This window comes from Achromobacter sp. FW305-C-30-7 (assembly GCF_058783105.1).
Map to the genome: position 1 here is coordinate 60,180 of NZ_JBYSYI010000001.1, position 24,163 is coordinate 84,342.

A 24,163-nucleotide genomic window follows, 5' to 3' on the forward strand; every position below is an offset into this window, starting at 1 on the left:
ATGTCGGATATCGGCCGCATCGACCTCTTCGGAAAGCTCAATCCGCTGCTCTACCAGACGCTGGAGGGCGCCACCGCGTTCTGCAAGCTGCGCGGCAATCCCTATGTGGAACTGGTGCATTGGGTGCATCAGATCCTGCATGCGCAAGACAGCGACCTGCACCGGATTGCGCGCCGCTTCGGACTGGACATGGCGGCATTGCAAGCCGACCTGACGGCGGAGCTGGACCGCCTGCCGGCCGGGGCGGGTTCGGTGTCCGATCTGTCCGAACACATTGATCACGCAGTCGAAAGGGCCTGGGTGTTGGGGTCGCTGCGCTATGGCGCGGCACGCATCCGCAGCGCCCATCTGCTGGCGGGACTGGCGCGGACCTACGCGCTGCGCCACGTGCTGCTGGGCATGTCGGCGCAGTTCTCGCGCATCGTGCCGGATACGCTGCTGGAACAGCTGCAAGAGATCGTGCAGGGCTCGCCGGAAGACGCGGCCGAGGCGGCGTCCGTTGCCGCCGCCGGGGCGCCGGGCGAGGGCGGTTCCGCGCTTGCGCGCTTCGCGGTCGATCTGACCGCTCGCGCGCGCGCGGGCGAGATCGATCCGGTATCCGGACGCGACGAGGAAATCCGCCAGCTCATCGATGTGCTGATGCGGCGGCGCCAGAACAACCCGCTACTGGCCGGCGAGGCCGGCGTCGGCAAGACGGCCGTGGTGGAAGGCCTGGCGCTGCGCCTGGCGGCGGGAGAGGTGCCACCGCAGCTGCGCGACGTTGCGCTGTATCTGCTGGACATCGGCCTGTTGCAGGCGGGCGCGGGCGTGAAGGGCGAGTTCGAGCAACGGCTGCGCGGCGTCATAGACGAGGTGCAGGCCAGCGAGCGGCCGGTGGTGCTGTTCATCGACGAGATCCACACGCTGGTGGGCGCAGGCGGCGCCGCGGGCACAGGGGACGCGGCCAACCTGTTGAAGCCTGCGCTGGCGCGCGGCCAGCTGCGCACCATAGGCGCCACCACCTGGTCGGAATACAAGAAGTACATCGAGAAGGACCCGGCGCTCAGCCGCCGCTTCCAGGTCGTCCAGGTGCACGAGCCCGACGAGGCGCGTGCATTCGGCATGCTGCGGGGCCTGGCTGAAACGCTGCAGGCCCATCATGGCGTGCTGCTGCTGGACGAGGCGATCGAGGCGGCGGTGACCTTGTCGCATCGCTATATTCCCGCGCGCCAGCTGCCTGACAAGGCGGTGGCGCTGCTGGACACGGCCTGCGCGCGCGTCGCGGTCAGCCAGCATGCGGTGCCGCCCAGCCTGGAGGACGCGCGCAGGCGGGTCCAGGCACTGGAGTTGGCGCAGCGCATCGCCGAACGTGAACTGCGCCTGGGCGAAGGCGACGCGCAGCGGATCCAGCGCCTGGCGGCCGAGCAGGCCGGCGCCGCGGACGATGAGCGGACGCTGGCGGCGCGCTGGGAGTCGGAACGTGCGTTGGCCGGGCATGTGCTGACATTGCGCAAGACGCTGGACCTTGCTGCGTCCGATGCGCAGGAAGACCAGCGCCGCGCGTTGGCGCAGGCGCGCGTAGCGCTGGCGGCCAGCCAGGGCGAGACGGCGATGGTGCATTGCGCGGTCGACGCGGCGGCGGTCGCGGCGGTGGTGGCCGACTGGACCGGCATCCCCGTGGGCCGCATGCTGCGGGACGAGGCGCGCGCCGTGCTGGATCTGGCGGATACGCTGTCGACGCGGGTGATCGGCCAGCGCGAAGCGCTGGAGGCGGTGGCGCGCCGGGTCCAGACCTCTCGTGCCGGCTTGACCGACCCGGACAAGCCGGTGGGCGTGTTCCTGCTCTGCGGCCCCAGCGGCGTCGGCAAGACGGAGACCGCGCTGGCCCTGGCCGAAGCGCTCTACGGTGGCGAGCAGAACCTGATCACGATCAACATGAGCGAGTTCCAGGAGTCGCATACGGTGTCCACGCTCAAGGGCGCGCCGCCTGGATACGTGGGCTATGGCGAGGGCGGCGTGCTGACCGAGGCGGTGCGCAGGCGGCCCTACAGCGTGGTGCTGCTGGACGAGGTGGAGAAGGCGCACGCCGACGTGCATGAGATCTTCTTCCAGGTCTTCGACAAGGGCTGGATGGAGGACGGCGAGGGGCGCTACATCGATTTCCGCAACGCGGTGATCATCCTGACCTCCAATGTGGGCGCGGACCGCATCGCGGCGCTGTGCCGCGACCCGGAGCTGTTGCCGGACAGCGTCGCGTTGGCCGCGGCATTGCGCGAGCCGCTGCTGCAGGCCTTTCCGGCCGCTCTGCTGGGGCGGTTGGTCGCGGTGCCGTACCTGCCGTTGCCGGACACCATGCTGGCACGCATCGTGGACCTGCAATTCGAGCGCGTGCGCCGCCGCCTGTCGGAGCACCACGGCATCGTGCTGGAGGTGACGCCCGAAGCCACCGCGCTGGTCGTGGCGCGATGCGCCGAAGTGGAGTCGGGGGCGCGCATGGTGGATGCCGTGCTCACCAACACGGTGCTGCCCAGGATCAGCCGGGAGCTGCTGGGCGCTTCGATGCAGGACCGCAGGCTGAGCAGGGTAGGCCTGTCAGCCGCCGACGGGGAGTTCCGTTATGACTACGCCTGAGACTTCAGCGGTCTTGGCCGCCAGGCTCTGGCTTGACGGGCGCGGGCCGCAAGTAGCCGCCGATCTCCCGCAGATGGTCGGATGCGCTGCGATGGTCCGCGGACTCGCGCGGACGGCCCAAGGCATCATCGACGGGATGGGCGCGGTGCTCGGCCAGCGCATCGTCGGCGGGCAGGGCGGACGGGGTGCCGTCCGAGAAGATGCTGGGCGTGCCATCGCCGGGCGCGTCGAACAGCGCCAGGGGATCGGTGAGCGCGCTCGCCACCGCGCCATCGCCGGGCGGCAGGTGGCGCAAGGGGTCTTCCGGATTGCGCGCCTGGGCGGAGTCCAGATCGAAGGGATGCGTGGAGACGTCCGGCGCGCTGCCCACGGGCAAGGTGCCCGGGCCGATCAGGTCGCTGAAGATGTCGTCGTCGGCGACCACGGACGTAGCGGCTGCCGCCGTTTCGGGCGGGCCCGTATCTGCCCGCAGCCGGTAATCGCCGATCTGCAATTCGTCGCCGGGATTCAGCGGCACTTCCTGGTCCCGCGCGAGCGCCTGGCCATTGACGCTGACGGCGCTCATGCTGCTCAGGTTCAGCACAAAGCCGGCGTCCGCGTCGTTGACGCGGATCGCCGCCTGCACGCGGCAGATGGCGCGCGTGGGATCGGGCAGGGCCAGGTGATTGTCGAGACTGCGGCCTATCGTGGCGCCGGGCGCCGTGAACACGGCGTGGATGGGGTCGAAGGCCGGATCGCCGGCACGCTGGAACACGATGAGTTTCACGCCTGTCTCCTGGGCGCCGTCGGCGCGTTAGCGAGTCTGGGACGCCTGCGCCGCCTGGAAAGCCGGTCCCCACAGGGGATGTCCGGCCTCATTCGGCGCAAGCTGGAACGAGGGTTGCAGCTGCAGGATGCGGACGAAGCTGTCCTCGCACAGCTGGCGGTAGTTGGTCACGCAGTAGCTGAAGGCTTGCAGCTTGAGGGCTTCCACCCGCGTGGGAGTGGGCGCGGAGGCCAGCGCGTCGGAAGTCGCCACGGTACGCACGACGGCGCCGAAGCGGCTGGCGGCATATTCGTCGCGGACCTGCTGCAAGGCGTCCACGGCCTGCGGCGATGGCGTGGAGGCACAGGCGGCGAGCAGGGCGAGAGCGGATATCAAGCTGATGCGTGCGGGCTGTTTCATGGCGCGGGCGTGTCGTTCGGGGTGGGTAGGCCTGGTCATCCCGCCGATGATAGCGGCCCACCGTGCAAGGTATGCGTCGCGGCGTAACAGACGTGTGTACTTTTATTTCCGAGGTCCTATGAGCAGTCCATGCCTACCAATGATTCCGACGGGACGGCGACGCATCGCGGCGATTCTTGCGGGCGTGCTGGCGGCGGCGCTGCTCGCGGCATGTTCGTCGACGGCCAGGCGCGTGCCCGTGCCTTATGCAATCGAGCTGCGCGCGGATCCCAAAGTCAACCAGAACGCGGGCGGCAGGCCGTCGCCGGTGCAGGTGACGATCTACGAGCTGAAGTCAGCCAGCATCTTCGAATCGCGCGACTTTTTCACCTTGCAGGGCGATGCGCACGCGGCGCTGGGCGCTGAGCTGCTCAATGTCGATCAGGTGATCCTGAAACCGGGCGAGACCAAGGTGGTGCAGTACCCCGGCAATGCCGAGGCGCGCGTGGTGGGTGTGGTGGCGGCCTATCGCGAGTTGGAGCAGAGCAAGTGGCGGCTGCTGGTGGCGCTGCCCGAGGCGCAGAACACCAATATGTACAAGGTCTGGCAGTTTTCGCCGAATGAAGAGACGGTGAAAGTCGCGGTCAAGCGCGACGGGCTGGAAGAAGTGGATCGCAGCCGTTCGTGGTGGCCTTTTTAGATGCTGAGAGAACCGGACATGGTGAGCAGAGACAAAGTGATCTGGTCGGAGGGTATGTTCCTGCGGCCCCAGCATTTCCAGCAGTTTGAACGCCATATGCTGCACACCGCGCAGCAGCGCGCGGCCGCGCTCCAGGGGTTCTTCTGGGGCTTCAGCCAGCTGTCGCTGGACCGCGACGCGCTGGCGATAGGCAAGGTGGCGCTGACGCGGGCGCAAGGCGTCATGCCCGATGGCACGCCATTCGATTTTTCGCACCCGGACGCGGCGCCGGCGGCGTTCGAAGTGCCGGCGCAAACGCGCGGCGCGCGCATCCTGCTGGCCCTGCCGCGCGTGCGCGCCGGCGCCAGTGACGTCATCTACGAAGGCGAGGAAGACACGCTGGCGCGCTATCTGGTGCACGAGGCCGAGGTGGAGGACAGCGGATCGGTGGCCCTGGAACCCGTCCTGATGCAGCTGGGCCGCTTGCGCTTGCGGCTGATGCTGGAGGACGAGCTGACCGACGACTGGCTGGGCCTGGGTGTGGCGCGCATCCTGGAGCGCCGCTCGGACAACCGAGTAGTGCTGGACGAGGGCTACATAGCGCCCTGGGTGGCGGCGGGCGAGCATCCGGTCCTGCGCGGCTTTGTCGATGAATTGCACGGGTTGCTCGACGCGCGCAGCGAGGCGCTGGCCGCGCGCTTGTCGCAGCCCGGCCGCGGCGGCGTCTCCGAGGTGTCGGACTTCATGCTGCTGGAGACCGTCAACCGCTATATGGGCGCGGTCTGGCATGCGCGCCAGAGCCCCGCGCAGCATCCCGAGCGCCTGTTCCACGACTGGCTGATGCTGGCCTGCGACCTCGCCACCTTCACATCCGCGACGCGGCGGCCGGGCGTATTGCCGGGGTATGCGCACGACGATCTGCAGGGCAGCTTCACGCCCCTGATGAATGAGCTGCGCCGTTCGTTGTCAGCCGTGCTGGAGCAACGTGCCTTGCAGATTCCGCTGCAGGACCGCGGCCAGGGCGTGCGCGTGGCGCAGATCCAGGATGCGGAGCTGTTGCAGTCGGCCGGCTTCGTGCTGGCGGTGCATGCGGATCTGGGCGTGGAGGCCGTGCGCATGCGCTTTCCGGCGCAGGTCAAGATCGGTCCGGTGGAACGCATTCGCGACCTGGTGCACCTGCAATTGCCGGGCGTCGCCGTGCGTGCGCTGCCGGTGGCGCCGCGGCAGATCCCATACAGCGCCGGACATGTCTATTTCGAATTGGATAAGAGCGGCGAATTCTGGAAACAGCTGGAGCGCACCGGCGCGCTTGCGCTGCATCTGGCGGGCGATTTTCCCGGGCTGACGATGGAGTTCTGGGCGCTGCGCGATTGAGCGCAGTCCAACCAGACGGAGACAACTATGCATGCTTCGGATCACACGCTGGCCGGCCCTCCGGGCGGCATGGGCGAGGGCGCTGCCAGTACGGCGGGCAGGCTGCGGCCCCACGACTACGTCATCAGCGGCACCAATCCGCTGGTGGCGGCGGCGAACCCGCTGCTGGACCTGATTCCGCAGATCCGCGCAACGGCGGCCCATCCGTCGCCCGCGATGCTGCGCGAGCACCTGCTGGACGAGGTGCGCCAGTTCGAGCTGCGTGCGCAGCAGGCGGGCATACCCAACGAAACCATACTGGGCGCGCGCTATTGCCTGTGCACGGCATTGGACGAGGCCGCCGCGCTCACGCCATGGGGCGGGGGCGGGGTGTGGTCCGCGCACAGCCTGCTGGTCACTTTCCACAACGAGACCTGGGGCGGCGAAAAGTTCTTCCAGCTGCTGGCCAAGCTGTCGCAGAACCCGGGGCAGCATCTGGATCTGCTGGAGCTGCTGTACTACTGCCTGCTGCTGGGTTTCGAAGGACGCTACCGCGTGATCGACAACGGCCGCTCGCAGCTGGAGACGTTGCGGCAGCGCCTGTTGCGGATCCTGCGCGGCGCGCGCGGCGAGTATCCACTAGCGTTGTCGCCCCATTGGCGCGACGAACCGGCGCAGACGCCCTTGCGCCGCTTGCCCGTGCCGCTGTGGGTGTTCGGCGCATTGGCCGCCGTGCTGGCGCTGGCGCTGTACTGGGGCCTGGGCTGGCGCCTGGGCAGCCAATCCGACGCCGTGTTCGCATCCATCGCCAAGCTGCGCCCGCCTACCGTGCAGATCGCGCCGACGGCGGTGAAGCGGCCGGCGCCTGCGCCGCGGCTGGCGGTGTTCCTGGCGCCCGAGATCCGCGATCAGCTGGTCTCCGTGCGCGACGAGGTGGACCGTAGCGTGGTGGTGCTGCGGGGCGACGGCGTGTTCGAGTCGGGCGCCAGTTCCGTGCGCGACCAGTATCTGCCGATGTTGTCGCGCGTGGCCGATGCCTTGCGCGAGACGCAGGGCAGCATTCTGGTGCGCGGCTACTCCGACAATACGCCGATGCGCAGCGCGCGCTTCCCGTCCAACTGGCACCTGTCGCAGGCGCGCGCGGATGCGGTCAAGGACATGCTGGAGCAGCGCCTGGGCCAGACGGCCAGGGTGCGCGCGGAGGGCCGCGGCGATGCCGATCCGGTGGCGCCCAACGACACGGCCGCGGGCCGCGCGCTGAACCGGCGGGTGGAGATCACGGTGCTGGTGCCGCCGCCGGCGCACGAGCAGGGAGGACAGGAATGATCTACAGGCTGTTCGGATGGTTCTTCAGCCGCCGCGTGTGGAACTTCCTGGGGCTGGTGGCCCTGGCGGTGCTGATCTGGATCGCAGGGCCGCTTATCGCGATCGGCACCGTGCGCCCGCTGGAAAGCGAAACAGTGCGCATTGCGGTCATCGTGGCGATGTTCGCAATCTGGCTGCTGCGGTTGCTGTGGCGCAAATGGCGCGAGGGGCGTTTGAACGCACAGTTGCTGAGCCAGCTGCGGCGGCCCAAGCCCAAGGCGGACAAGCCTTTGGAGGAGGCCGCCGGCAATGACGAGATACGCCAGCTGGAGGCGCGGTTCCACGAGGCCGTGGAACTGCTGCGCAAGACACGCTTCGAGAGCCGTGGCAAGCGCAGCGCGCTGGACCGGTTCTCGAAGCAGTATCTGTACCAGTTGCCCTGGTACGTGATCATCGGTGCGCCGGGCGCGGGCAAGACCACCGCGCTGGTGAATTCGGGGCTGAACTTTCCCCTGGCGGAACGCTATGGCAAGGTGGCCCTGCGGGGAGTGGGCGGCACCCGCAATTGCGACTGGTGGTTTACCGACGATGCCGTGCTGTTGGACACGGCTGGGCGCTACACCACGCACGAAAGCGATCCGACTGGCGACGAGGAAGAGTGGCGCGGCTTTCTCGGCCTGCTGTCCAAGTATCGCGGCCGGCAGCCCATCAATGGCGCCATGCTGACGGTCAGCGTCGAAGACCTGCTGTCGGCTTCCGACGCGGAACGGGCGCAGCATGCGGCGGTGTTGCGACGCCGGCTGCAGGAACTGCGTGAACAGTTGGGCATCGCGTTTCCGGTCTATGTGCTGGTGACCAAGACCGACCTGCTGTCGGGCTTCGAAGAATATTTCGCTTCCTTCACCCGCGAGGAACTGGCGCAGATATGGGGCTTCACCTTGCCGTATGCGCGCGCGCAGGAGCCGGACTTCGACCTGTACGAGGCCTTTCACGAGGAATATGCGCTGTTGCAGCGGCGCCTGGATGACGCCTTGCCCGAAGTGGTGGCGGCCGAGAGCGATCCGGCGCGGCGCGCGCTCGCCTATATGCTGCCGCAGCAGTTCGCCGGCCTGCAGGCCATTCTGGGCCATTTCCTGAGCGATGTGTTCGCGACCTCGAAATTCGAGGCGCGCGTCATTCCACGAGGCGTCTACTTCACCAGCGGCACGCAGGGCGGCGAAACCTTCGACCAGGTGACCGGGCATCTGAAGCGCTACCTGCGCATCGACGGCGGCGCCGCGCCTGCGGCCAGCGTACCGGGTGAAGGAGAGGGCCGCAGCTACTTCCTGAAAAATCTGCTGCAGGACGTGATCTTCCGCGAAGCGGGCCTGGCGAGCCGCAACCTGCGCTGGGAACGCCGCTACCGGCAGCTGCATTGGGCGGGCTACGGCCTGGTGACGGCGGCCTTCGTGGCCTTGATCGGGGGATGGGCGATGAGCTATCGCAACAACGCCGATTACGTGGAGGAAGTGGCGCGGCGCGTACCCGCAGTGGAGAAGCTGACGCGCGACATCAAGATCACGCGCACCGGCGACCTGCTGGGACTGATGCCCTTCCTGGACAGCCTCTGGTACCTGCCGCAGCATGAAGGCTTCGAGATCGACAACCCGCCGCTGAGCTATCGCTATGGCCTCTACCAGGGCCAGAAGCTGCAGGCGGCGGCGCAGGGCGTGTACGGCAACACGCTGGACCAGGTGCTGCTGCCGCAAGTGGCGCGGCGCGTCGAGACCGCGTTGCGCGACGCCTCGGCCAGCGACCTGGAATATTCCTACGAGGCGCTGCGGGCCTATCTGATGCTGTACGAGGCGGAGCGCTATGACGCGGAGTTCATGCATGCCTGGCTGCTTTCGGACATGCAGGCCACCTTGCCCGAGGGCTACACGCGGCGCCAGTACGAACAGTTGTCGCTGCACCTGCGCAACCTGACGCAGAGCCATGTGCTGGCCTCGCCGTTTCCCAAGGATGACGCGTTGGTGGCACAGGCGCGCGAGAAGCTGGCGCGCTACACGCTGGCGCAACGCGCCTACAGTCGGCTGCGCCGCACCCTGGCCAACGCCGATGCGGCGCCCGAGATCACGGTGGTGACGCTGGGCGGCGCGCAGGCCAGCGCCGTCTTTGTGCGCAAGAGCGGCAAGCCGTTGAGCCAGGGCATACCCGCGCTCTACAGCTATCGCGGCTACTGGGACGTGTTCAACAAGCGCGTCACCGGCGTGGCCGAGGTGCTGCGGTCGGACGATGCGTGGATCTTGAACATACCCTTGCGCAGCCAGCTGGACCAGACGGCGCAACGCCAGCTGGTGGTGGACATCAAGCGCTTGTACATGAACGACTACGTGGCGCAGTGGGACGGCTATCTGAACGATCTGCAGCTGGCGCCCAGCAAATCGCTGCTGCAGAACATCCAGATGGCGCGCACCTTGTCGGCGCCGGAGTCACCGCTGGTGCGGCTGGTGCGCGGCGTCGCGCGCGAAACCTCCTTGCTGCGCGATACCGGCAAGGACGACCGTTCGCTGGTGGATCAGGCGCGCGACCGCGTCAGCAGCACGCGCGAGGCGCTGGAGCAGATGTTCGGGCCGACCGGGCCGGGCGCGGCCATGCGGGCCGACGCCAGCGACGAGAAGCTGGAGCGCATCGTGGACCAGCACTTCGAACCATACCGGCGGTTGGCCGAAGGCGAGGGCGCTACGGCCGGCGCTGCTTCTCCGATCGCCGCAACCACGGGCCTCATCAACGAGCTCTATACCTATCTGACGGCGGCGGACGCGGCCTTGCGCAGCGGCAGTCCCGCGCCCAACTCGGATGCCGTGACCAAGCTGCGGGCGGAGGCGGGACGCCTGCCCGGGCCGTTGCGCGACGTGCTCAATTCCCTGTCCGTGAACGCGTCCGGCGAGGTGTCCGACGTGGCCCGGGCGCGCATGGGCGAGACCGTGTCCGCCACCATAGGCATGTTCTGCAGCCAGTCCGTGGCCGGACGCTACCCGTTTTCCGGCCGTTCCACGCGCGACGTGGCGCCCAACGACATGGCGCGGCTGTTCGGGCCCAACGGCCTGATGGACGACTTCTTCCAGAAGAACCTGGCGAACCAGATCGACGTGTCCGGACAGCGCTGGCGCTTTAAGCCCGGCATCGATGGCAAGTCGGGTGAGAACTCCGGCACGCTGGATGCCTTCCAGCGCGCCGGCGTCATCCGCGACGTGTACTTCATGGCGGGCAACCCCATGCCCTCGTACCGGGTGGCCATCAGGCCCGTGGAAATGGACGCGGACATTACCCAGTTCGTGATGGACGTGGACGGCCAGGCGGTGCGCTACGCGCACGGCCCGCAGGTCGCGACCACGGTGCAGTGGCCCGGCCCCCGCGGTAGCAACCAGGTGCGTATAGAGCTTACGCCGCAGGAAGGGGCGGCGGGCATGACCACGTCCGGCCCCTGGGCGCTGAACCGCATGCTGGATCGTGCGCAGCTGCGGCGCGGCGCCACGGCGGAAATCACGCTGGCCACATTCGACCTGGGCGGGCGCAAGGTGGTGCTGGAGATCACCGCCAGCAGCGTCAAAAGCCCTTTTCATCTAGCCGAGATGCAGGCCTTTGCCTGCCCCGGCGCGTCATGAACAGGACATGGACATGGAGCTAGCAGTGGAGCGGGGACGGGTGGGCTGGTACGGCAAGATTCCGGCGGCGGGAGATTTCGTGCACCGGCGTCTGCCGCGTGAGCTGATCACCTGGTGGGACCGCTGGTTGCAGTTCGGGCTGGCTGCGTTGAAGCAAGCGCCGGACGTCAACGCCGCGCGCGGTTTCGCGTCGGCGCCCATCTGGAATTTCGCGATTCCATCGGGGCCGGGCGCCGGCGTCGCGCAGCTGGGCTGCATCACGCCCAGCCGCGACCGGGTGGGCCGGGGCTATCCGCTGTGCGTGGTCATGGCCGTGCCGCCCGAGCAGTACCACAGCAGCATCCTGGACGGCGCCAGCGACTATTACCGGCAGGTCGGCGCCAGCTTGCTGGCCGCGGTGCGCCATGGTTGCCCGGCGGAACAGTTCGACCGCAGCCTGCAGCAGTTGCGCATGCCCGTGGCGGCGGCGCGCGTGTCCGCGCCAGGCGCAGGCGCCGCGCCGCGCGCGGGCAGCGACATCATGGACATCCTGAGCGCGGGCCGGGAGCAGGATTCCGCGCCGCTGGCGCGCCGTGCCCTGGGTGCCTGGCCCGATCTGCCGTTCTGCTTCAATCCCAGTTCCCACACCAGCTATTGGTGGACCAACCAGGCGGACGGCGCGGCTTTGCAGACCTACATTCATGGTGGCGCGCTGAACGCCACGCTGTTCGCCAGATTGTTCTCATCCCTGCCGACCTGGCATCCCTGAACCTGCCGGAGGACCGCGCATGCTTCGAACTTCAGCTGTGCCGCCGGGACCGGGCCCGGCAGGCTTGCCGGCCGCTCCAGAGGAGGCGCGCCTGGCCGATATCTTGCGCCTGCCGCCCGGGCGGCTGCGTGAGCAGGAGATCCTGCGAGTCGTCGCCGGTTTGTCCGCGTCCCTGGCCGCCTTGCACGAGGCCGGCCGGGCGCACGGCGGCATCTGCCCCGGTGCCGTGATCCGCGATGCGCAGGGTGTTGCCGTCCTGGCACCGCCTGCCGATGTTGCGCCGGATGAGGAAGACGCCGTCCGGCACGCGGGTTACGCCGCGTTCGAACAGTACTCGGACGATCCGAGCCATGCTTGCGGCCCTTGGACGGACGTGTACGGGCTGTCGGCGCTGGCGTACTTCCTGGCGTCGGGTGCAGCCCCTCCGGGCGCGCTGGCACGGCGCGTGCGCGACGACTGCCTGCCTTTGGACGAATGGCAACCGGGCGCCTATCGAGCGGCGTTCTGCGCCGCCGTGGACGAGGGGCTGGCGATGGAGGAGCAGGCCAGGCCGCGGACGGCTGCGGCGCTTGTCGCGGCGATGGGTGCGATCCCGCCGGCCGTGGCGGCTGCTGTGGCGCATCCAGCGCCGGCGCCTGCGGTGGATCCGGATCCGGAGCCGGACATGTTTGCGCCCTCATTGATGGCGGAAACGCCCGCTGACGAGCCTGCCGATCCACTGCCGGTTGCTGCCCGCCTGACCGCGATGCGGCCGGAGCACCCGGCGCGGGCGCGGCGCATGTTGCCGCTGGCCGTGGCGGGCCTGCTGCTGCTTGCGGCGGGCGGGTATGCGTGGTTGCGGCCGGCGCAGCCGCCGCAGCCCGCAACCGCCGCAACAGCGCCTGCGCCGACGCCACAGACCCCGCCGGATTCTTCCGCCGCGGCCGGATCCGCCTCGGCGCCGCAGACTGCCGCTGCCGGAACCGCCTTGGCGCCGCAGACTGCCGCTGCCGGATCCGTGGCGCCGGCCGCCAGCTCAAAACCGGAAAGCGCCCCTGAGCCTGAAGCCGCGGCAACCCCCCCGGCTTCAGAGCCGGCCGCGCCTGCGACCCCGCCGCCCCAGGCCGCGCCCGTCACGGTGCAGGTGGCCGTGCGTCCCTGGGGAGAGGTGCTGGTCAACGGCCGCTCGCGCGGCGTGAGCCCGCCGCTGCGCGAACTGGCCCTGCCGCCCGGCCGCTACCAGGTGACGGTGCGCAACGCGTCGGCGGGGGATCACCGCATGACTTTGACGGTGGCTCCGGGCCGGCCGGCTTCCATCACGCATGAGTTCAAGTGAAAGACGTGGGTTCGCGCCCGCATGCGGCGCGTGGATCGCGCCGCAGATGGCGGAAGCCCGTCAAGGCAGGGTGGATTCGCCCCGCAGCAGGTCGTCCAGCGTTTCGCGCTGGCGCACCACGTAGTACTTGTCGCCGTCGACCATGGCTTCGGCCGCGCGGGGCCGCGCGTTGTAGTTGCTGGCCATGGCCATGCTGTAGGCGCCCGCGGACTCCACCGCCAGCAGGTCGCCCTGCTCGATGGCCAGCTTGCGCTGCCGGGCCAGCCAGTCGGCGCTTTCGCAGACCGGGCCGACGATGTCGTAGAGGGTTGCGTCGCCCGCACGCGGATGCACGGGGCGCACGCCATGGAAGGCCTCGTACAGCGCGGGGCGCAGCAGATCGTTCATGGCGGCGTCGACGATGGCGAAGTTGCGCGCTTCTGAATGCTTCAGATACTGGACCCGGGTGAGCAGCACGCCGGCATTGCCCACCAGCGAGCGGCCGGGCTCCAGCACCAGCTGAAGATGGCCGAAGCCGCGCGCGTTCAGGCGTTCGAAGACGCGGTCCAGCAAGGCCTGGGGTGAGGGCGGGATCTCATCCGTGTAGCGGATGCCCAGGCCGCCGCCCAGGTCCAGATGGGCGATCCGGATGCCGGCCTGATCCAGCTTTTCGATCAGGTCCAGCAGCTTTTCCAGCGCGTCGAAATAGGGGCTGATGTCGGTGAGCTGCGATCCGATGTGGCAGTCCACGCCCACGATGTCCAGGCCCGGCAGCGATTGCGCGCTGCGGTAGACGTCCAGCGCCGACTCGATGGCGATGCCGAACTTGTTTTCCTTCAGGCCGGTGGAAATGTACGGATGCGTCTGCGCGTCCACGTCCGGGTTGACCCGCAGCGAGACGGGCGCGCGCAGGCCCATGCCATGCGCGACTTCCGACAGGCGGCGCAATTCGGCTTCGGACTCGACGTTGAAGCACTTGACCTGGGCCGCGAGCGCAGCGCGCATCTCCCAGGCCTGCTTGCCCACGCCTGAAAACACGATCCTGGACGGGTCCGCGCCCGCCGCCAGGGCGCGCTTGAGCTCGCCGCCGGAAACGATGTCGAAGCCCGCGCCCAGGCGCGCGAATTCCTTCAGGACGGCCAGGTTGGAATTGGCCTTCATGCCGTAGCAGACCAGCACGGGGTGCTGGCCGACGGCGTTGCGGTAGGATTCCCAGGCGGCCTTGAGCGCGGCGCGCGAGTACACGTACAGCGGCGTGCCCAGCTTTTCGGCCAGGTGATCCAGCGGCACGTCCTCGGCGTACAGCACATTGTTGCGGAACTGGAAGTACGGATGACCGGCCAGTTCAGGCTGCGCGGGGAATCGGGAAGTCATGGCAGCGACGGGGCCGGCGGGATGACCGTCGGCGGCGGTTGCTGTTGCGTACGCGAGGGCGGCTTGCCGTCCGGCGTCGGCATGTACAAGGGGCCCTTGTACCCGCAGGCCGCGACCATGCCGGTCGCCAGCAGCGTGGCTACAATGCGAAGGACCATGCGGCGAAATGCCAAGTGGAACACTGGGAACTCCTAAATCTTGCAGGCTCGATTATGACCGAAACCGAATTTCTTGCGTTGATCGACCAGGTGCTGAACAGCATCGAAAGCCAGGCCGATGACTGGGCGGCTTCGCTCGATGTCGATGTCGAAACCAGCCGCAGCGGCAATGTGCTGACGATGGTCTTCGAGGACAACACCCACGTGGTGGTGAACAGCCAGGCTGCCATGCAGGAGCTATGGGTCGCCGCGCGCAGCGGCGGCTTCCATTACCGCTACGATGGCCAGCACTGGAACGATACCCGAGGCGGCCCGCAGTTGCCGGACGCCCTGTCGCAGATCTGTTCCGCAGCCGCTGGCGTGCCCGTGACGATACGCCTGTAAAAAGCCAGGCTCAGGCGAAAAAAAGGCCGGCCCATCGGGCCGGCCTTGCTATTTGCGCGTCAGAACGGGATCTTCTGGGACCAGGGCGTATTGCTTTGCGTGCCCACGCCCGGCGCCACCTTGATCCGGGTTTCCTCGCTGGTGCTGCCGTTCAGGCCGTTGAGGAATTCACCCAGCGTGTCGGCCTCGGGCAGGCCCAGGCGCGCGACCGCCTGTCCGGGCGGGAATTCGGAGAAATAGAACTCGCCGTTTTCCACGATGAGGCCGTCGGGACGGGGGCGCGGCTTCTCTTCGGGCACGCCCTTGAGGACCGTCTGCATGTAATCGACCCAGATCGGCATGGCGACGCCGCCGCCGGTTTCGCGCGAGCCCAGCGACTTGGGCTGATCAAAGCCCAGCCACGCGGTGGCGACCAGCGAGGGGGTGTAGCCGGAGAACCAGGCATCCACGGATTCGTTGGTGGTGCCGGTCTTGCCGGCAATGTCGTTGCGCTTGAGCAGTACGCGGGCGCGCGCTGCGGTGCCGTAGGTGGCCACGCCGCGCAGGATGTCGTCCATGATCCAGGCAGTGCGCGGATCGATAGCGCGGGCCGCGGCGTCGCCGGCCACGACCGGCTTGGACTGCATGATGACCTTGCCGTTGCTGTCGGTGACGCGGTCGATCAGGTAGGGCGTGACGCGGTAGCCGCCGTTGGCGAACACCGAGAAGGCGCCGGCCAGCTGCAGGGGCGTCACCGAGCCCGCGCCCAGCGCCAGTGGCAGCACGGCGGGCTGGCGGGCCTTGTCGAAGCCGAAGCGGGTCAGGTAGTCCTGCGCGTACTGCGGGCCGATGGCCTGCAGGATACGGATCGACACCATGTTCTTGGATTTGTACAAACCCTGGCGCAGGGTCAGCATGGGTTCGTACTGGTTGCCGTAGTTCTTCGGGTTCCAGGCCTTGGAACCGGTCTGGGCGGCCGTCAGCTCGAAGGGCTGGTCCGAGATCTGCGTGCCCGGGGTCAGGCCGCGCTCCAGCGAAGCGGCGTAGATGAAGGGCTTGATGTTCGAGCCCGGCTGGCGCCAGGCCTGCGTCACGCGGTTGAAATTGCCGCGGTAGAAGTCGAAGCCGCCGACCATGGCGCGGATTGCGCCGTCCTGCGGCGACAGCGCCACGAAGGCCGCCTGTACCGAGGGCAGGTTGATGATTTCCCAGTTGTCGCCGAACTTGCGGATGTAGACCACGGAACCGCGCTTGATGCGCTGCTCGGGCTTGGCCTTGTCGTTCAGCGCGCGCGCCACCACGCCCAGCACCTTTTTGTCGGTGACGGTGATGATCTCGCGCGAGCTGCGCGCCAGCTTCACTTCGGTGGGGCTGGCCGACAGCACCAGTGCGGTCAGCAGGTCGCCGCTGTCGCTGAACTTGTCGAACACGCCGTCCAGGAACTCATCGAGCGCCTGCGGGTTGTTCTCGGTGCCCGGGGGCAGGTCCAGCTGCTCTTCGGGGCCGGGGTAGGGCGCGCGGCGCGTGTATTCGAGCACGCCTTCGCGCACGGAGCGGTAGGCCGCTTCCTGGTCCTTGGACTGCACCGTGGTGTAGATATTGATGCCGCGCGAATAGACGTTGTCCTGGTACACGTTGAACAGCAGCTGGCGCGCCAGTTCCGCCACGTACTCGCCATGGATGGAATAGCCGCCGGCCGGCGTGCCTTCCGCGGACTTCATGACGATGGGCTGGGCCATCGCCTGCTGATATTCCGGTTCGGTCAGGTAGCCCAGCGAATGCATGCGGCCCAGCACGTAGCGCTGGCGCAGTTCGGCGCGCGGGCGGTTGGCGATCGGGTTGAAACGCGACGGCGCCTTGGGGATGCCGGCGAGCATGGCGGCTTCCGCGGGCGTGACTTCGGACAGGGGTTTGCCGAAATAGGTGCGCGAGGCGGCCGCGAAACCGTAGGCGCGGTGGCCCAGGTAGATCTGGTTCATGTAGAGCTCGAGGATCTGGTCCTTGGTGAGCTCCGATTCGATCTTGAAGGTCAGCAGCAGTTCATAGAACTTGCGCGAATAGGTCTTCTCCGACGACAGGTAGAAGTTGCGCGCCACCTGCATGGTGATGGTACTGGCGCCCTGCGACTTCGACATGCTGATCAGGTTGGTCAGGCCGGCCCGCGCCACGCCCATCCAGTCGATCCCGCCGTGCTGGTAGAAGCGGTCGTCTTCGGCCGCCAGCACGGCGGACTTCATGACGTCCGGGATTTCGTTGAAGCGCAGCACGTTGCGGCGCTCTTCGCCGAATTCGCCGATCAGGACGCGGTCCGCCGTATAGACGCGCAGCGGCACCCGAGGACGGTAGTCCGTCATGGCGTTCAGGTCCGGCAGGTTGGGCCAGGCCAGCGCCAACGCCATTCCGGCCAGCAGTACGCCGCACAGGAACAGGCCGGCAAAGAAGATGCCGGTTTTGACGAAGAATCGCAGTATCGGGGAACCGCTCTTGGCGGGCTTGTCTTTCTTGGAGGAATTCTGGGGCTTGCTCATCGCGGCGATTTTACGGGTATCTCCGGGTCCGTCTTGGCACGGGGCACCGGTTTCTGTAACAAAATCGTTCAGTGTGGTAGGCGGGCAACTGGCGGCTGATGTGATAATGCCGTCATGAACTTTTCCGCTATCTCATGTCCGGAGGCCGACCCGGACCCGGCGTCCTCTGGCGAGACGCCTGAAAACCTGCCTTGCGCCGCTGAGTGCACAGGCAGGGCCGCTACATTGCCGCATGACCTGCCGGTCTTCCTGGTCGGAATGATGGGCGCGGGCAAGACGACCATAGGGCGTGGCCTGGCGCGTGCGCTGGGGCGCGAGTTTATGGACTTGGATCATGAGCTCGAGGCGCGTTGCGGCGTGCGGGTGCCGGTAATCTTCGAAATCGAGGGCGAAGCCGGTTTTCGTCGCCGGGAATCAGCCGCCTTGGAAGAGTGTACCCAACGACGCAACATAATTCTCGCCACCGGGGGCGGCGCCATCCTGGCGCCGGAAAACCGCCAGCGCCTGCACGAGCGCGGCATCGTGGTCTATTTGAGGGCCAGCGTGGACGAATTGTTCCGCCGCACCTGCCGCGACCGCAACCGTCCCCTGTTGGCCACCGCCGATCCGCGCGGCACGCTGCGTGACCTTATGACCCTGCGGGAACCCCTCTATAAGGAAGTGGCCGACCTGGTGGTGGAAACGGGCGCCATGCCCATCCACACCCTGGTCAAGGCGCTGCTGCCGCAATTGCAAGCCTTCGAGAAGCACATATGAACGTTGTACACGTGGACACCCCGGGCGGAAGCTACCCGATCAACATCGGCCCGGGCCGCCTGGACGTCCTGGACCAGAGCATTCCGGCCGACGCCACCGCGATCGCCGTGGTGACCAACCCGACCGTCGCCGCCTTGTACGGCGAACGCGCCGAGGCGGCGCTGGCCAGGACCGGCAAGCGGGTGCTGCGCATCGAATTGCCGGACGGCGAGGCCTACAAGGACTGGCAGTCGCTGAACCTGATCTTCGACGCCCTGCTGGGCAACCGCCTGGACCGCCGCTGCGTGCTGGTGGCGCTGGGCGGCGGCGTCATCGGCGACATGACCGGCTTCGCCGCCGCGGTCTACATGCGCGGCGTGCGCTTCTTGCAGGTGCCGACGACTTTGCTGTCACAGGTCGATTCGTCGGTGGGCGGCAAGACCGCCGTCAACCATCCGCTGGGCAAGAACATGATCGGCGCGTTCTACCAGCCGGTCGCCGTCGAGATCGATACGGACGTGCTGAACACGCTGCCGGCGCGCGAGGTGTCCGCGGGCCTGGCCGAAGTGATCAAGTACGGCCTGATCCTCGACCCGGCGTTCTGGTCCTGGTGCGAAGAAAACGCGCAGAAGCTGCGCGCGCTGGATCCGGACGCCGTCAGCCATGCCATCCGCCGCTCCTGCGAGCTGAAGGCGCAGGTGGTGGGCAAGGACGAGCGCGAATCCGGCCTGCGCGCCATCCTGAACCTGGGCCACACTTTCGGCCACGCCATCGAATCCGGCCTGGGCTACGGCGCCTGGCTGCATGGCGAAGCGGTGGGTTGCGGCATGGTGCAGGCTGCCGAGCTGTCGGCCGACGTCGCCGGCTTTGAGCGCGCCGACGTGGAGCGCGTGCGCGCGCTGGTGACCGCCATCGGCTGTCCCGCCGTGGCCCCTGACCTGGGCGCCGACCGTTGGCTGGACCTGATGCAGGTGGACAAGAAAACGGAAGGCGGCTCGATCCGCTACGTGCTCATGACCCGCATCGGCGAAGCCATGATGCGCCCGGCTCCCGACGACGCGGTGCGCGCCGTCCTGGCCCGTACCACCCAATAGACATGCTGGAGACGGTGTTGCAGATGAAAGAACTGGCTTCCTATGCATCCCACCCGTCTCAATCGCGCGGGCGGACCTATGCCGAGCCGCCGCCGGAAAATCGGACGGAGTTTCAGCGCGATCGCGATCGCATCGTCCATTCCGGCGCGTTCCGGCGCCTGGAATACAAGACCCAGGTCTTCGTGAACCATGAAGGCGACCTGTTCCGCACCCGCCTGACCCATAGCCTGGAAGTGGCCCAGATCGCGCGCACGCTGGCGCGCAGCCTGGGCCTGTCCGAAGACCTGACCGAAGCCATCTCGCTGGCGCATGACCTGGGCCACACGCCGTTCGGCCACGCCGGGCAGGACGAGCTCAATGCCTGCATGCGGGAACTGGCGCCCGAGGCGGGCGGCTTCGAGCACAACCTGCAAAGCCTGCGGGTGGTGGACGAACTCGAAGAACGCTATGCGGACTTCAACGGCCTGAACCTGTGCTTCGAAACGCGGGAAGGCATCCTCAAGCACTGCTCGGCCGCGCATGCGCGCCAACTGGGTGACGTGGGCCAGCGCTTCCTGGACCGCACCCAGCCCTCGCTAGAAGCGCAGCTGGCCAATCTGGCGGACGAAGTCGCCTACAACAACCACGACATCGACGACGGCCTGCGTTCGGGCCTGATCACGCTGGAACAGTTGAAGGAAGTCTCGATCTTCGAGCGCCACCACGCCCATGTGCTGGAAAGCTATCCCGGGCTGGCCCCGCGCCGCGCCGTGGCCGAAACCATACGCCGCATGATCAATACGCTGATCGTCGACCTGACGCGGACTTCGCTGGCGCGCATCCGCGAGTTCGCGCCCGCCACTGCCGACGACGTGCGCCGCGCGCCGCCCCTGGCGACGTTCTCGCCGGAGATCCGCAGCGAGGCCGACGCGCTCAAGAAATTCCTGTTCGACAATCTGTACCGCCACTACCGCGTCTTGCGCATGACGACCAAGGCGCGGCGCATTGTGCGCGAGCTGTTCGCCGCCTTCCTGGACGATCCGCGCCTGCTGCCGCCCGACTACCGCCGGCCGGCGTTCAATGAGCAGGCCCGCGCCATCGCCGATTACATTGCCGGCATGACGGACCGCTACGCCATCCGCGAACACAAGCGCCTGTTCGAGATGGCCTGAGGCCCGCGCGCGGCGGCGCGGGCGCAGGTCTCAGACGCCTTGCCCTCGCTTCAGCCCGCCAGATAGCGCTGCGTCAGCAGCACCCAATAGGCCGCGCCCACGGGCAGGCTGTGGTCGTTGAAGTCGTAGCCCGGGTTGTGCACCATGCAGGCGCCGTGCCCGCTGTTGAAGCCGTCCGCTGACCCATCGCCATTGCCCACCAGCAGGTAGGAGCCCGGCACTTCCTCCAGCATGAAGGCGAAGTCCTCGCTGCCGGTCAGTGCCCGGGTCTGCAGCTCCACCCTATCGGCGCCCACCAGTTCCACCGCCACCTGGCGCGCGAAATCGGTTTCTTCCTGGGTATTCACCAGCACGGGATAGCCGCGGCCATAGTCGATGGTCGCCCGCACCTGGTAGCTGGCCGCCTGGCTGTGGACCAGTTCGGTGATGCGCGTCTGCAAGGTGTCGCGCACGCCGCGGTCCAGCGCGCGCACGCTGAGTTTCAGCGTAGCGGTCTGGGGAATCACATTGTTTGCTTTGCCGGCGTTGAACGCGCCGACCGTGATCACCGCCATGTGCAGGGGATCGATGTTGCGGGCGACGATGCTTTGCAGACCCATGACGATGGCCGCGCCTGCCACCACCGGGTCGGCGGCGCAATGCGGCATCGCGCCATGTCCACCCACGCCTTCCAGCACGATGGTGACGTTGTCGGACGAAGCCATGGCCGCGCCGTCACGCAGCAGCAGGCGGCCTTGCGGATGGCCCGGCATGTTGTGCATGGCGTAGATGGCGTCGCACGGATACTTGCGGAACAGCCCGTCCTCCATCATGCGCTTGGCGCCGCCCAGGCCTTCCTCGGCGGGCTGGAAGATCAGGTTGAGCGTGCCGTCGAAGTCGCCGTGCTTGGCCAGGTGATGCGCTGCCGCCAGCAGCATGGCGGTGTGGCCGTCGTGGCCGCAGGCATGCATCACGCCTTCGTTGCAACTGGAGTGATCCAGGCCCGTGGCTTCCTGGATCGGCAGGGCGTCCATGTCGGCGCGCAGGCCCAGGCGTTTGCCGCCCGTGCCGCGGCGCAGCTGACCGACCAGGCCGGTGCCGCCCAGGCCGCGCTCCACTTCATAGCCCCATTGCGTCAGGCATTGCGCCACCAGGTCGCTGGTGCGGAATTCCTGGAAGCCGAGCTCGGGGTGGCGATGGATGTCGCGGCGGATCGAGACGAACTCGGCGGCCTGGGCAGTCATGGTCTGCAGGATGGGATGCATGTCGGGTAGATCCTGGAATCGGGTCACGGGTTGCCGGCCAGTTTCACGTGGCTGGAGATTTCGCGGAAGCGTTCGGTCTCGGCGCGGTACATGGCATCGGCCTGTTCCGCGCTCATGGGGGCGGAGACTTCGATGTTCTGGTGGGCCAGGCTGTCCTTCACCGCCGGATCCTGCATGGCAGCATTAAGTGCGGCGTTCAGGCGCGACACCACGTCTTGCGGCGTGTCGCGCTTGACGAAGTAGCCGGTCCAGGTAGTGAAGTTGAAGCCCTTGAGCAGCTGGCCTTCATTCACCGACGGCACCGACTTGAGCGCCGGCAACTGGCTGCGCTGCGGGTCCAGGCTGGCCAGCAGCTTGATGCGGCCCTGTTCGGCCAGCGCCACCTGCTGCTGCGACAGCGGCAGGATGGCCAGGTCCACTTGGCCGCCGCCGATGTCCTGCATCAGCGGCGCGCCGCCCTTGTAGGGCACATGCATCATGTTGGCGCCGATGGTGCGGGCCATGTGCTCGCCCAGCACGTGATACAGCGAGCCCACGCCCACGCTGCCGAAGGTCAGCGGCTGAGTGGCCGAACGCGAGCGCGCCAGCGTGACCAGTTCGTCAGCGTTGTTGGCGGGCAGGTCTGCGCGCGCCACGATCACCAGGGGCGCCATGCCTATCATCTGCACTAGGCGGAAGTCCTCGCTCTTGAGCTTGACCGCGGGGTTGGCGATGGGGGACAGGATCAGCTCGTTGGGCGAGCCCTGGAACAGGTAGTAGCCGTCGGCCTTGGCACCCAGCACCTTTTGCGCGCCTAGCGCGCCGCTGACGCCGCCCAGGTTCTCCACCAGTACTGGCTGGCCCAGCTGCTTGGACACGGGCGAGGCCACCACCCGGGCGATGGAATCGGATGCGCCGCCTGCCGGGTAGGGCACCATCATCATGACCGGCCGGTCGGGATAGTCTGCGGCCTGGGCGCTCTGGCCCAGCAGTGCCGCGCCCAGCGCCAGCGCACAGCCGGCCTGGCGCAGGCCATTGGAAAGCATGCTCACGAAATTCCCCTTGGAATGGATATAGGCATGTTCCGCATGCTAGGGACTGGCCTCGCTAGTTGTCTAACGAATTGTTATTCTGGAAGCTAGAAAAAAAACTCATACTTGAACGGGGACTCGGGCATGAATCTCAAGCAGCTCGAACATCTGCTGGCGGTGGCCGAGGCAGGCTCCTTCAGCCGCGCGGCCGAACATCTGCATCTGACCCAGTCGGCGCTCAGCCGCAGCATCCGGCTGCTGGAAGAGGACCTGGGGGCGCGGCTGCTGGACCGCATGGGCAAGCGGACCGAGCTGACGCCGCTGGGCCTGACCGTCGCCGGCCGCGCGCGGCGCATCCTGTTCGAATCGGGCGAATTGCGCCGCAGCGCCGAACTGCTGACCCAGGGCGACCGGGGCAGCATCAGCATAGGCCTGGGATCGGGGCCAGGCGTCATGCTCATGACACCGCTGCTGGCGCACGTGGCGCAACACTATCCGCAAGTGCGGCTGGATGTGATGCGCGGTTCGCCGGAGGCCCATCTGGCGCTGTTGCGCCAGCGGCGCCTGGATGCGCTGGTGGTCGATACCCGCGGCATTGTGCCGGCGGCCGATCTGCGCATCGAACCCATATCGGAAATGCGCGCCGGGTTCATCTGCCGCCGCGGCCACCCGCTAGTCCAGGCGGGGCGGCCGGCGCGCTTCGCGGAGGTCGCGGCCTATCCGCTGGCGTCGACGTTCCTGGCCGCCGACACGGTACGCATCGTGGTCGAGCATTTCGGTATCGAGGCGGACCCGCAGACGTCGATGCGCCTGCGCTGCGATGAAATCGGCAGCGTGCTGGAAGCGGTGCGCGTGTCGGACGCGGTATTCCTGGGCATCGTGGGCGCGGCGCGGGTCGGCATCGCTGCGGGCGAACTGACGGAATTGCCCACCGACCCGCCGCTGCGCAGCCACGCGCTGTTCGCGATGGTGACCTTGACGGGCCGCACCGAGGCGCCCGCGATGGCGCTGGTGCGTGAATTCGTGGCCCAGCGCCTGCGCGATTGAACCCGCGCTAGCGGTGCTTGCGGTAGGGCTCGTCCTCGGGCACGAAGGTGGCTTCGGCCAGTGCATCGCGCGTCCACTCCTGCATGGCGGGCAGCGCCAGCACTGCGTCCATGTAGTCGCGCACCGGACCCGCGGCCGCGATGCCATAGGTATTGAAACGCGAGACCACCGGCGCGAAGAAGGCGTCGGCGATCGAGAATGCGCCAAACAGGAAAGCGCCGCCCTGGCCGAATTCCGCGCGCGTGTCGTGCCAGATGGCTTGCAGGCGCGAGATGCCCTGTCGCGCGGCCTCGGGCAGGTCGATGCCGGGCAGCCGCGCCTCGACGTTCATGGGCAGCGCCTGGCGCATTGCGCCAAAGCCGCTGTGCATCTGGGCGGCCAGCGATCGGGCGCGGGCGCGCGCCTTGGGGTCCTGCGGCCACAGGTGGGCCTCGGGATGGCGCTCGGCCAGGTATTCGCAGATCGCCAGCGAATCCCAGACCGCGAAGTCGCCGTCCAGCAGCACCGGCACCAGGCCCGCGGGCGACACCGCGCTCACGCGGCGCGAGAATTCCTCGGTGAAGAAGCCGAGCTTCTGTTCCGTGAATGCAATGCCCGTGGCGCGCAAGGCGATCCAGGGGCGCAGGGACCAGGACGAGTAATTCTTGTTGCCGATGATCAAGGTGTACATGCCGCGATC

At 67.8% G+C, this 24,163-nt stretch carries 20 protein-coding genes; 12 read left to right on the forward strand and 8 right to left on the reverse strand.

The annotated features are described in order from the left end of the window. The gene (tssH, locus tag AC3WOB_RS00360; RefSeq protein WP_492273848.1) at nucleotides 1-2,610 is read left to right on the forward strand and encodes a type VI secretion system ATPase TssH; all 2,610 of its coding nucleotides are present in this window, start codon (nucleotides 1-3) and stop codon (nucleotides 2,608-2,610) included. 4 nt (nucleotides 2,611-2,614) lie between these two features. Here tssH and AC3WOB_RS00365 read toward each other — a convergent pair whose 3' ends face one another. Both AC3WOB_RS00365 and AC3WOB_RS00370 read right to left on the reverse strand, forming a co-directional pair. Continuing rightward, nucleotides 2,615-3,376 carry an FHA domain-containing protein gene (locus AC3WOB_RS00365; RefSeq protein WP_492273849.1) on the reverse strand — a complete coding sequence of 254 codons (762 nt, stop codon included), beginning with the start codon at nucleotides 3,374-3,376 and terminating at the stop codon, nucleotides 2,615-2,617. Between the two features lie 27 nt (nucleotides 3,377-3,403). Further along, entirely contained in the window at nucleotides 3,404-3,775 is a 372-nt protein-coding gene (locus AC3WOB_RS00370) for a TssQ family T6SS-associated lipoprotein (protein ID WP_492273850.1), read from the reverse strand. 118 nt (nucleotides 3,776-3,893) lie between these two features. Here AC3WOB_RS00370 and tssJ point away from each other — a divergent pair, with 118 nt between their 5' ends. The 6 genes from tssJ to AC3WOB_RS00400 are packed head-to-tail and all read left to right on the forward strand — an operon-like array spanning nucleotide 3,894 to nucleotide 12,801. After that, a complete protein-coding gene (tssJ, locus tag AC3WOB_RS00375) occupies nucleotides 3,894-4,454 on the forward strand; it encodes a type VI secretion system lipoprotein TssJ (protein ID WP_492273851.1) in 561 nt (186 codons plus the stop codon). Nucleotides 4,455-4,472: 18 nt separating this feature from the next. After that, nucleotides 4,473-5,807 carry a type VI secretion system baseplate subunit TssK gene (gene tssK, locus AC3WOB_RS00380; RefSeq protein ID WP_492273852.1) on the forward strand — a complete coding sequence of 445 codons (1,335 nt, stop codon included), beginning with the start codon at nucleotides 4,473-4,475 and terminating at the stop codon, nucleotides 5,805-5,807. A 27-nt stretch (nucleotides 5,808-5,834) separates the two neighbouring features. Continuing rightward, on the forward strand, nucleotides 5,835-7,112 hold the full coding sequence (locus AC3WOB_RS00385) for a DotU family type VI secretion system protein (protein ID WP_492273853.1): 1,278 nt from the start codon (nucleotides 5,835-5,837) through the stop codon (nucleotides 7,110-7,112). Then, nucleotides 7,109-10,738: a type VI secretion system membrane subunit TssM gene (gene tssM, locus AC3WOB_RS00390; protein ID WP_492273854.1), complete on the forward strand. Its 3,630-nt coding sequence runs from the start codon at nucleotides 7,109-7,111 to the stop codon at nucleotides 10,736-10,738. The genes AC3WOB_RS00385 and tssM overlap by 4 nt, the downstream gene beginning before the upstream one ends. 13 nt (nucleotides 10,739-10,751) lie before the next feature. Continuing rightward, entirely contained in the window at nucleotides 10,752-11,486 is a 735-nt protein-coding gene (tagF, locus tag AC3WOB_RS00395) for a type VI secretion system-associated protein TagF (protein WP_492273855.1), read from the forward strand. Nucleotides 11,487-11,505: 19 nt separating this feature from the next. Beyond that, nucleotides 11,506-12,801: a serine/threonine-protein kinase gene (locus AC3WOB_RS00400; protein ID WP_492273856.1), complete on the forward strand. Its 1,296-nt coding sequence runs from the start codon at nucleotides 11,506-11,508 to the stop codon at nucleotides 12,799-12,801. 60 nt (nucleotides 12,802-12,861) lie between these two features. Here the strand turns inward: AC3WOB_RS00400 and lysA are convergent, their stop codons facing one another. Both lysA and lptM read right to left on the reverse strand, forming a co-directional pair. Further along, on the reverse strand, nucleotides 12,862-14,154 hold the full coding sequence (lysA, locus tag AC3WOB_RS00405) for a diaminopimelate decarboxylase (protein WP_492273857.1): 1,293 nt from the start codon (nucleotides 14,152-14,154) through the stop codon (nucleotides 12,862-12,864). After that, complete coding sequence (gene lptM / locus AC3WOB_RS00410; protein ID WP_492273858.1) at nucleotides 14,151-14,312, reverse strand: LPS translocon maturation chaperone LptM; 162 nt, start codon at nucleotides 14,310-14,312, stop codon at nucleotides 14,151-14,153. The genes lysA and lptM overlap by 4 nt, the downstream gene beginning before the upstream one ends. A gap of 54 nt (nucleotides 14,313-14,366) precedes the next feature. On the opposite strand from lptM, the gene cyaY reads away from it, so the two are divergent. After that, nucleotides 14,367-14,696 carry an iron donor protein CyaY gene (cyaY, locus tag AC3WOB_RS00415; protein WP_013396958.1) on the forward strand — a complete coding sequence of 110 codons (330 nt, stop codon included), beginning with the start codon at nucleotides 14,367-14,369 and terminating at the stop codon, nucleotides 14,694-14,696. A 59-nt stretch (nucleotides 14,697-14,755) separates the two neighbouring features. Here cyaY and AC3WOB_RS00420 read toward each other — a convergent pair whose 3' ends face one another. Further along, nucleotides 14,756-17,203: a penicillin-binding protein 1A gene (locus AC3WOB_RS00420; RefSeq protein ID WP_013396957.1), complete on the reverse strand. Its 2,448-nt coding sequence runs from the start codon at nucleotides 17,201-17,203 to the stop codon at nucleotides 14,756-14,758. 114 nt (nucleotides 17,204-17,317) lie between these two features. Here AC3WOB_RS00420 and AC3WOB_RS00425 point away from each other — a divergent pair, with 114 nt between their 5' ends. Genes AC3WOB_RS00425 through AC3WOB_RS00435 form a run of 3 tightly spaced genes read left to right on the forward strand, consistent with a single transcriptional unit; the run spans nucleotide 17,318 to nucleotide 20,183 of the window. Beyond that, nucleotides 17,318-17,959 (forward strand): shikimate kinase, encoded by a 642-nt coding sequence (locus AC3WOB_RS00425; protein ID WP_013396956.1) that lies wholly within the window; start codon nucleotides 17,318-17,320, stop codon nucleotides 17,957-17,959. Then, a complete protein-coding gene (gene aroB, locus AC3WOB_RS00430; RefSeq protein ID WP_013396955.1) occupies nucleotides 17,956-19,032 on the forward strand; it encodes a 3-dehydroquinate synthase in 1,077 nt (358 codons plus the stop codon). The genes AC3WOB_RS00425 and aroB overlap by 4 nt, the downstream gene beginning before the upstream one ends. Before the next feature lie 23 nt (nucleotides 19,033-19,055). Next, nucleotides 19,056-20,183 (forward strand): deoxyguanosinetriphosphate triphosphohydrolase, encoded by a 1,128-nt coding sequence (locus AC3WOB_RS00435; RefSeq protein ID WP_041656895.1) that lies wholly within the window; start codon nucleotides 19,056-19,058, stop codon nucleotides 20,181-20,183. 50 nt (nucleotides 20,184-20,233) lie between these two features. Here the strand turns inward: AC3WOB_RS00435 and AC3WOB_RS00440 are convergent, their stop codons facing one another. Then, nucleotides 20,234-21,427: a M20 aminoacylase family protein gene (locus AC3WOB_RS00440; RefSeq protein ID WP_492273859.1), complete on the reverse strand. Its 1,194-nt coding sequence runs from the start codon at nucleotides 21,425-21,427 to the stop codon at nucleotides 20,234-20,236. 23 nt (nucleotides 21,428-21,450) lie between these two features. Continuing rightward, nucleotides 21,451-22,452, reverse strand: coding sequence for a tripartite tricarboxylate transporter substrate binding protein (locus AC3WOB_RS00445; protein WP_013396952.1), 1,002 nt, complete (start codon nucleotides 22,450-22,452; stop codon nucleotides 21,451-21,453). Between the two features lie 129 nt (nucleotides 22,453-22,581). Here AC3WOB_RS00445 and AC3WOB_RS00450 point away from each other — a divergent pair, with 129 nt between their 5' ends. Further along, nucleotides 22,582-23,484 carry a LysR family transcriptional regulator gene (locus AC3WOB_RS00450; RefSeq protein ID WP_013396951.1) on the forward strand — a complete coding sequence of 301 codons (903 nt, stop codon included), beginning with the start codon at nucleotides 22,582-22,584 and terminating at the stop codon, nucleotides 23,482-23,484. 7 nt (nucleotides 23,485-23,491) lie between these two features. On the opposite strand, the gene AC3WOB_RS00455 is transcribed toward AC3WOB_RS00450, so the two are convergent. Then, the gene (locus AC3WOB_RS00455) at nucleotides 23,492-24,154 is read right to left on the reverse strand and encodes a glutathione S-transferase N-terminal domain-containing protein (protein WP_492273860.1); all 663 of its coding nucleotides are present in this window, start codon (nucleotides 24,152-24,154) and stop codon (nucleotides 23,492-23,494) included. Nucleotides 24,155-24,163 lie beyond the last annotated feature (9 nt).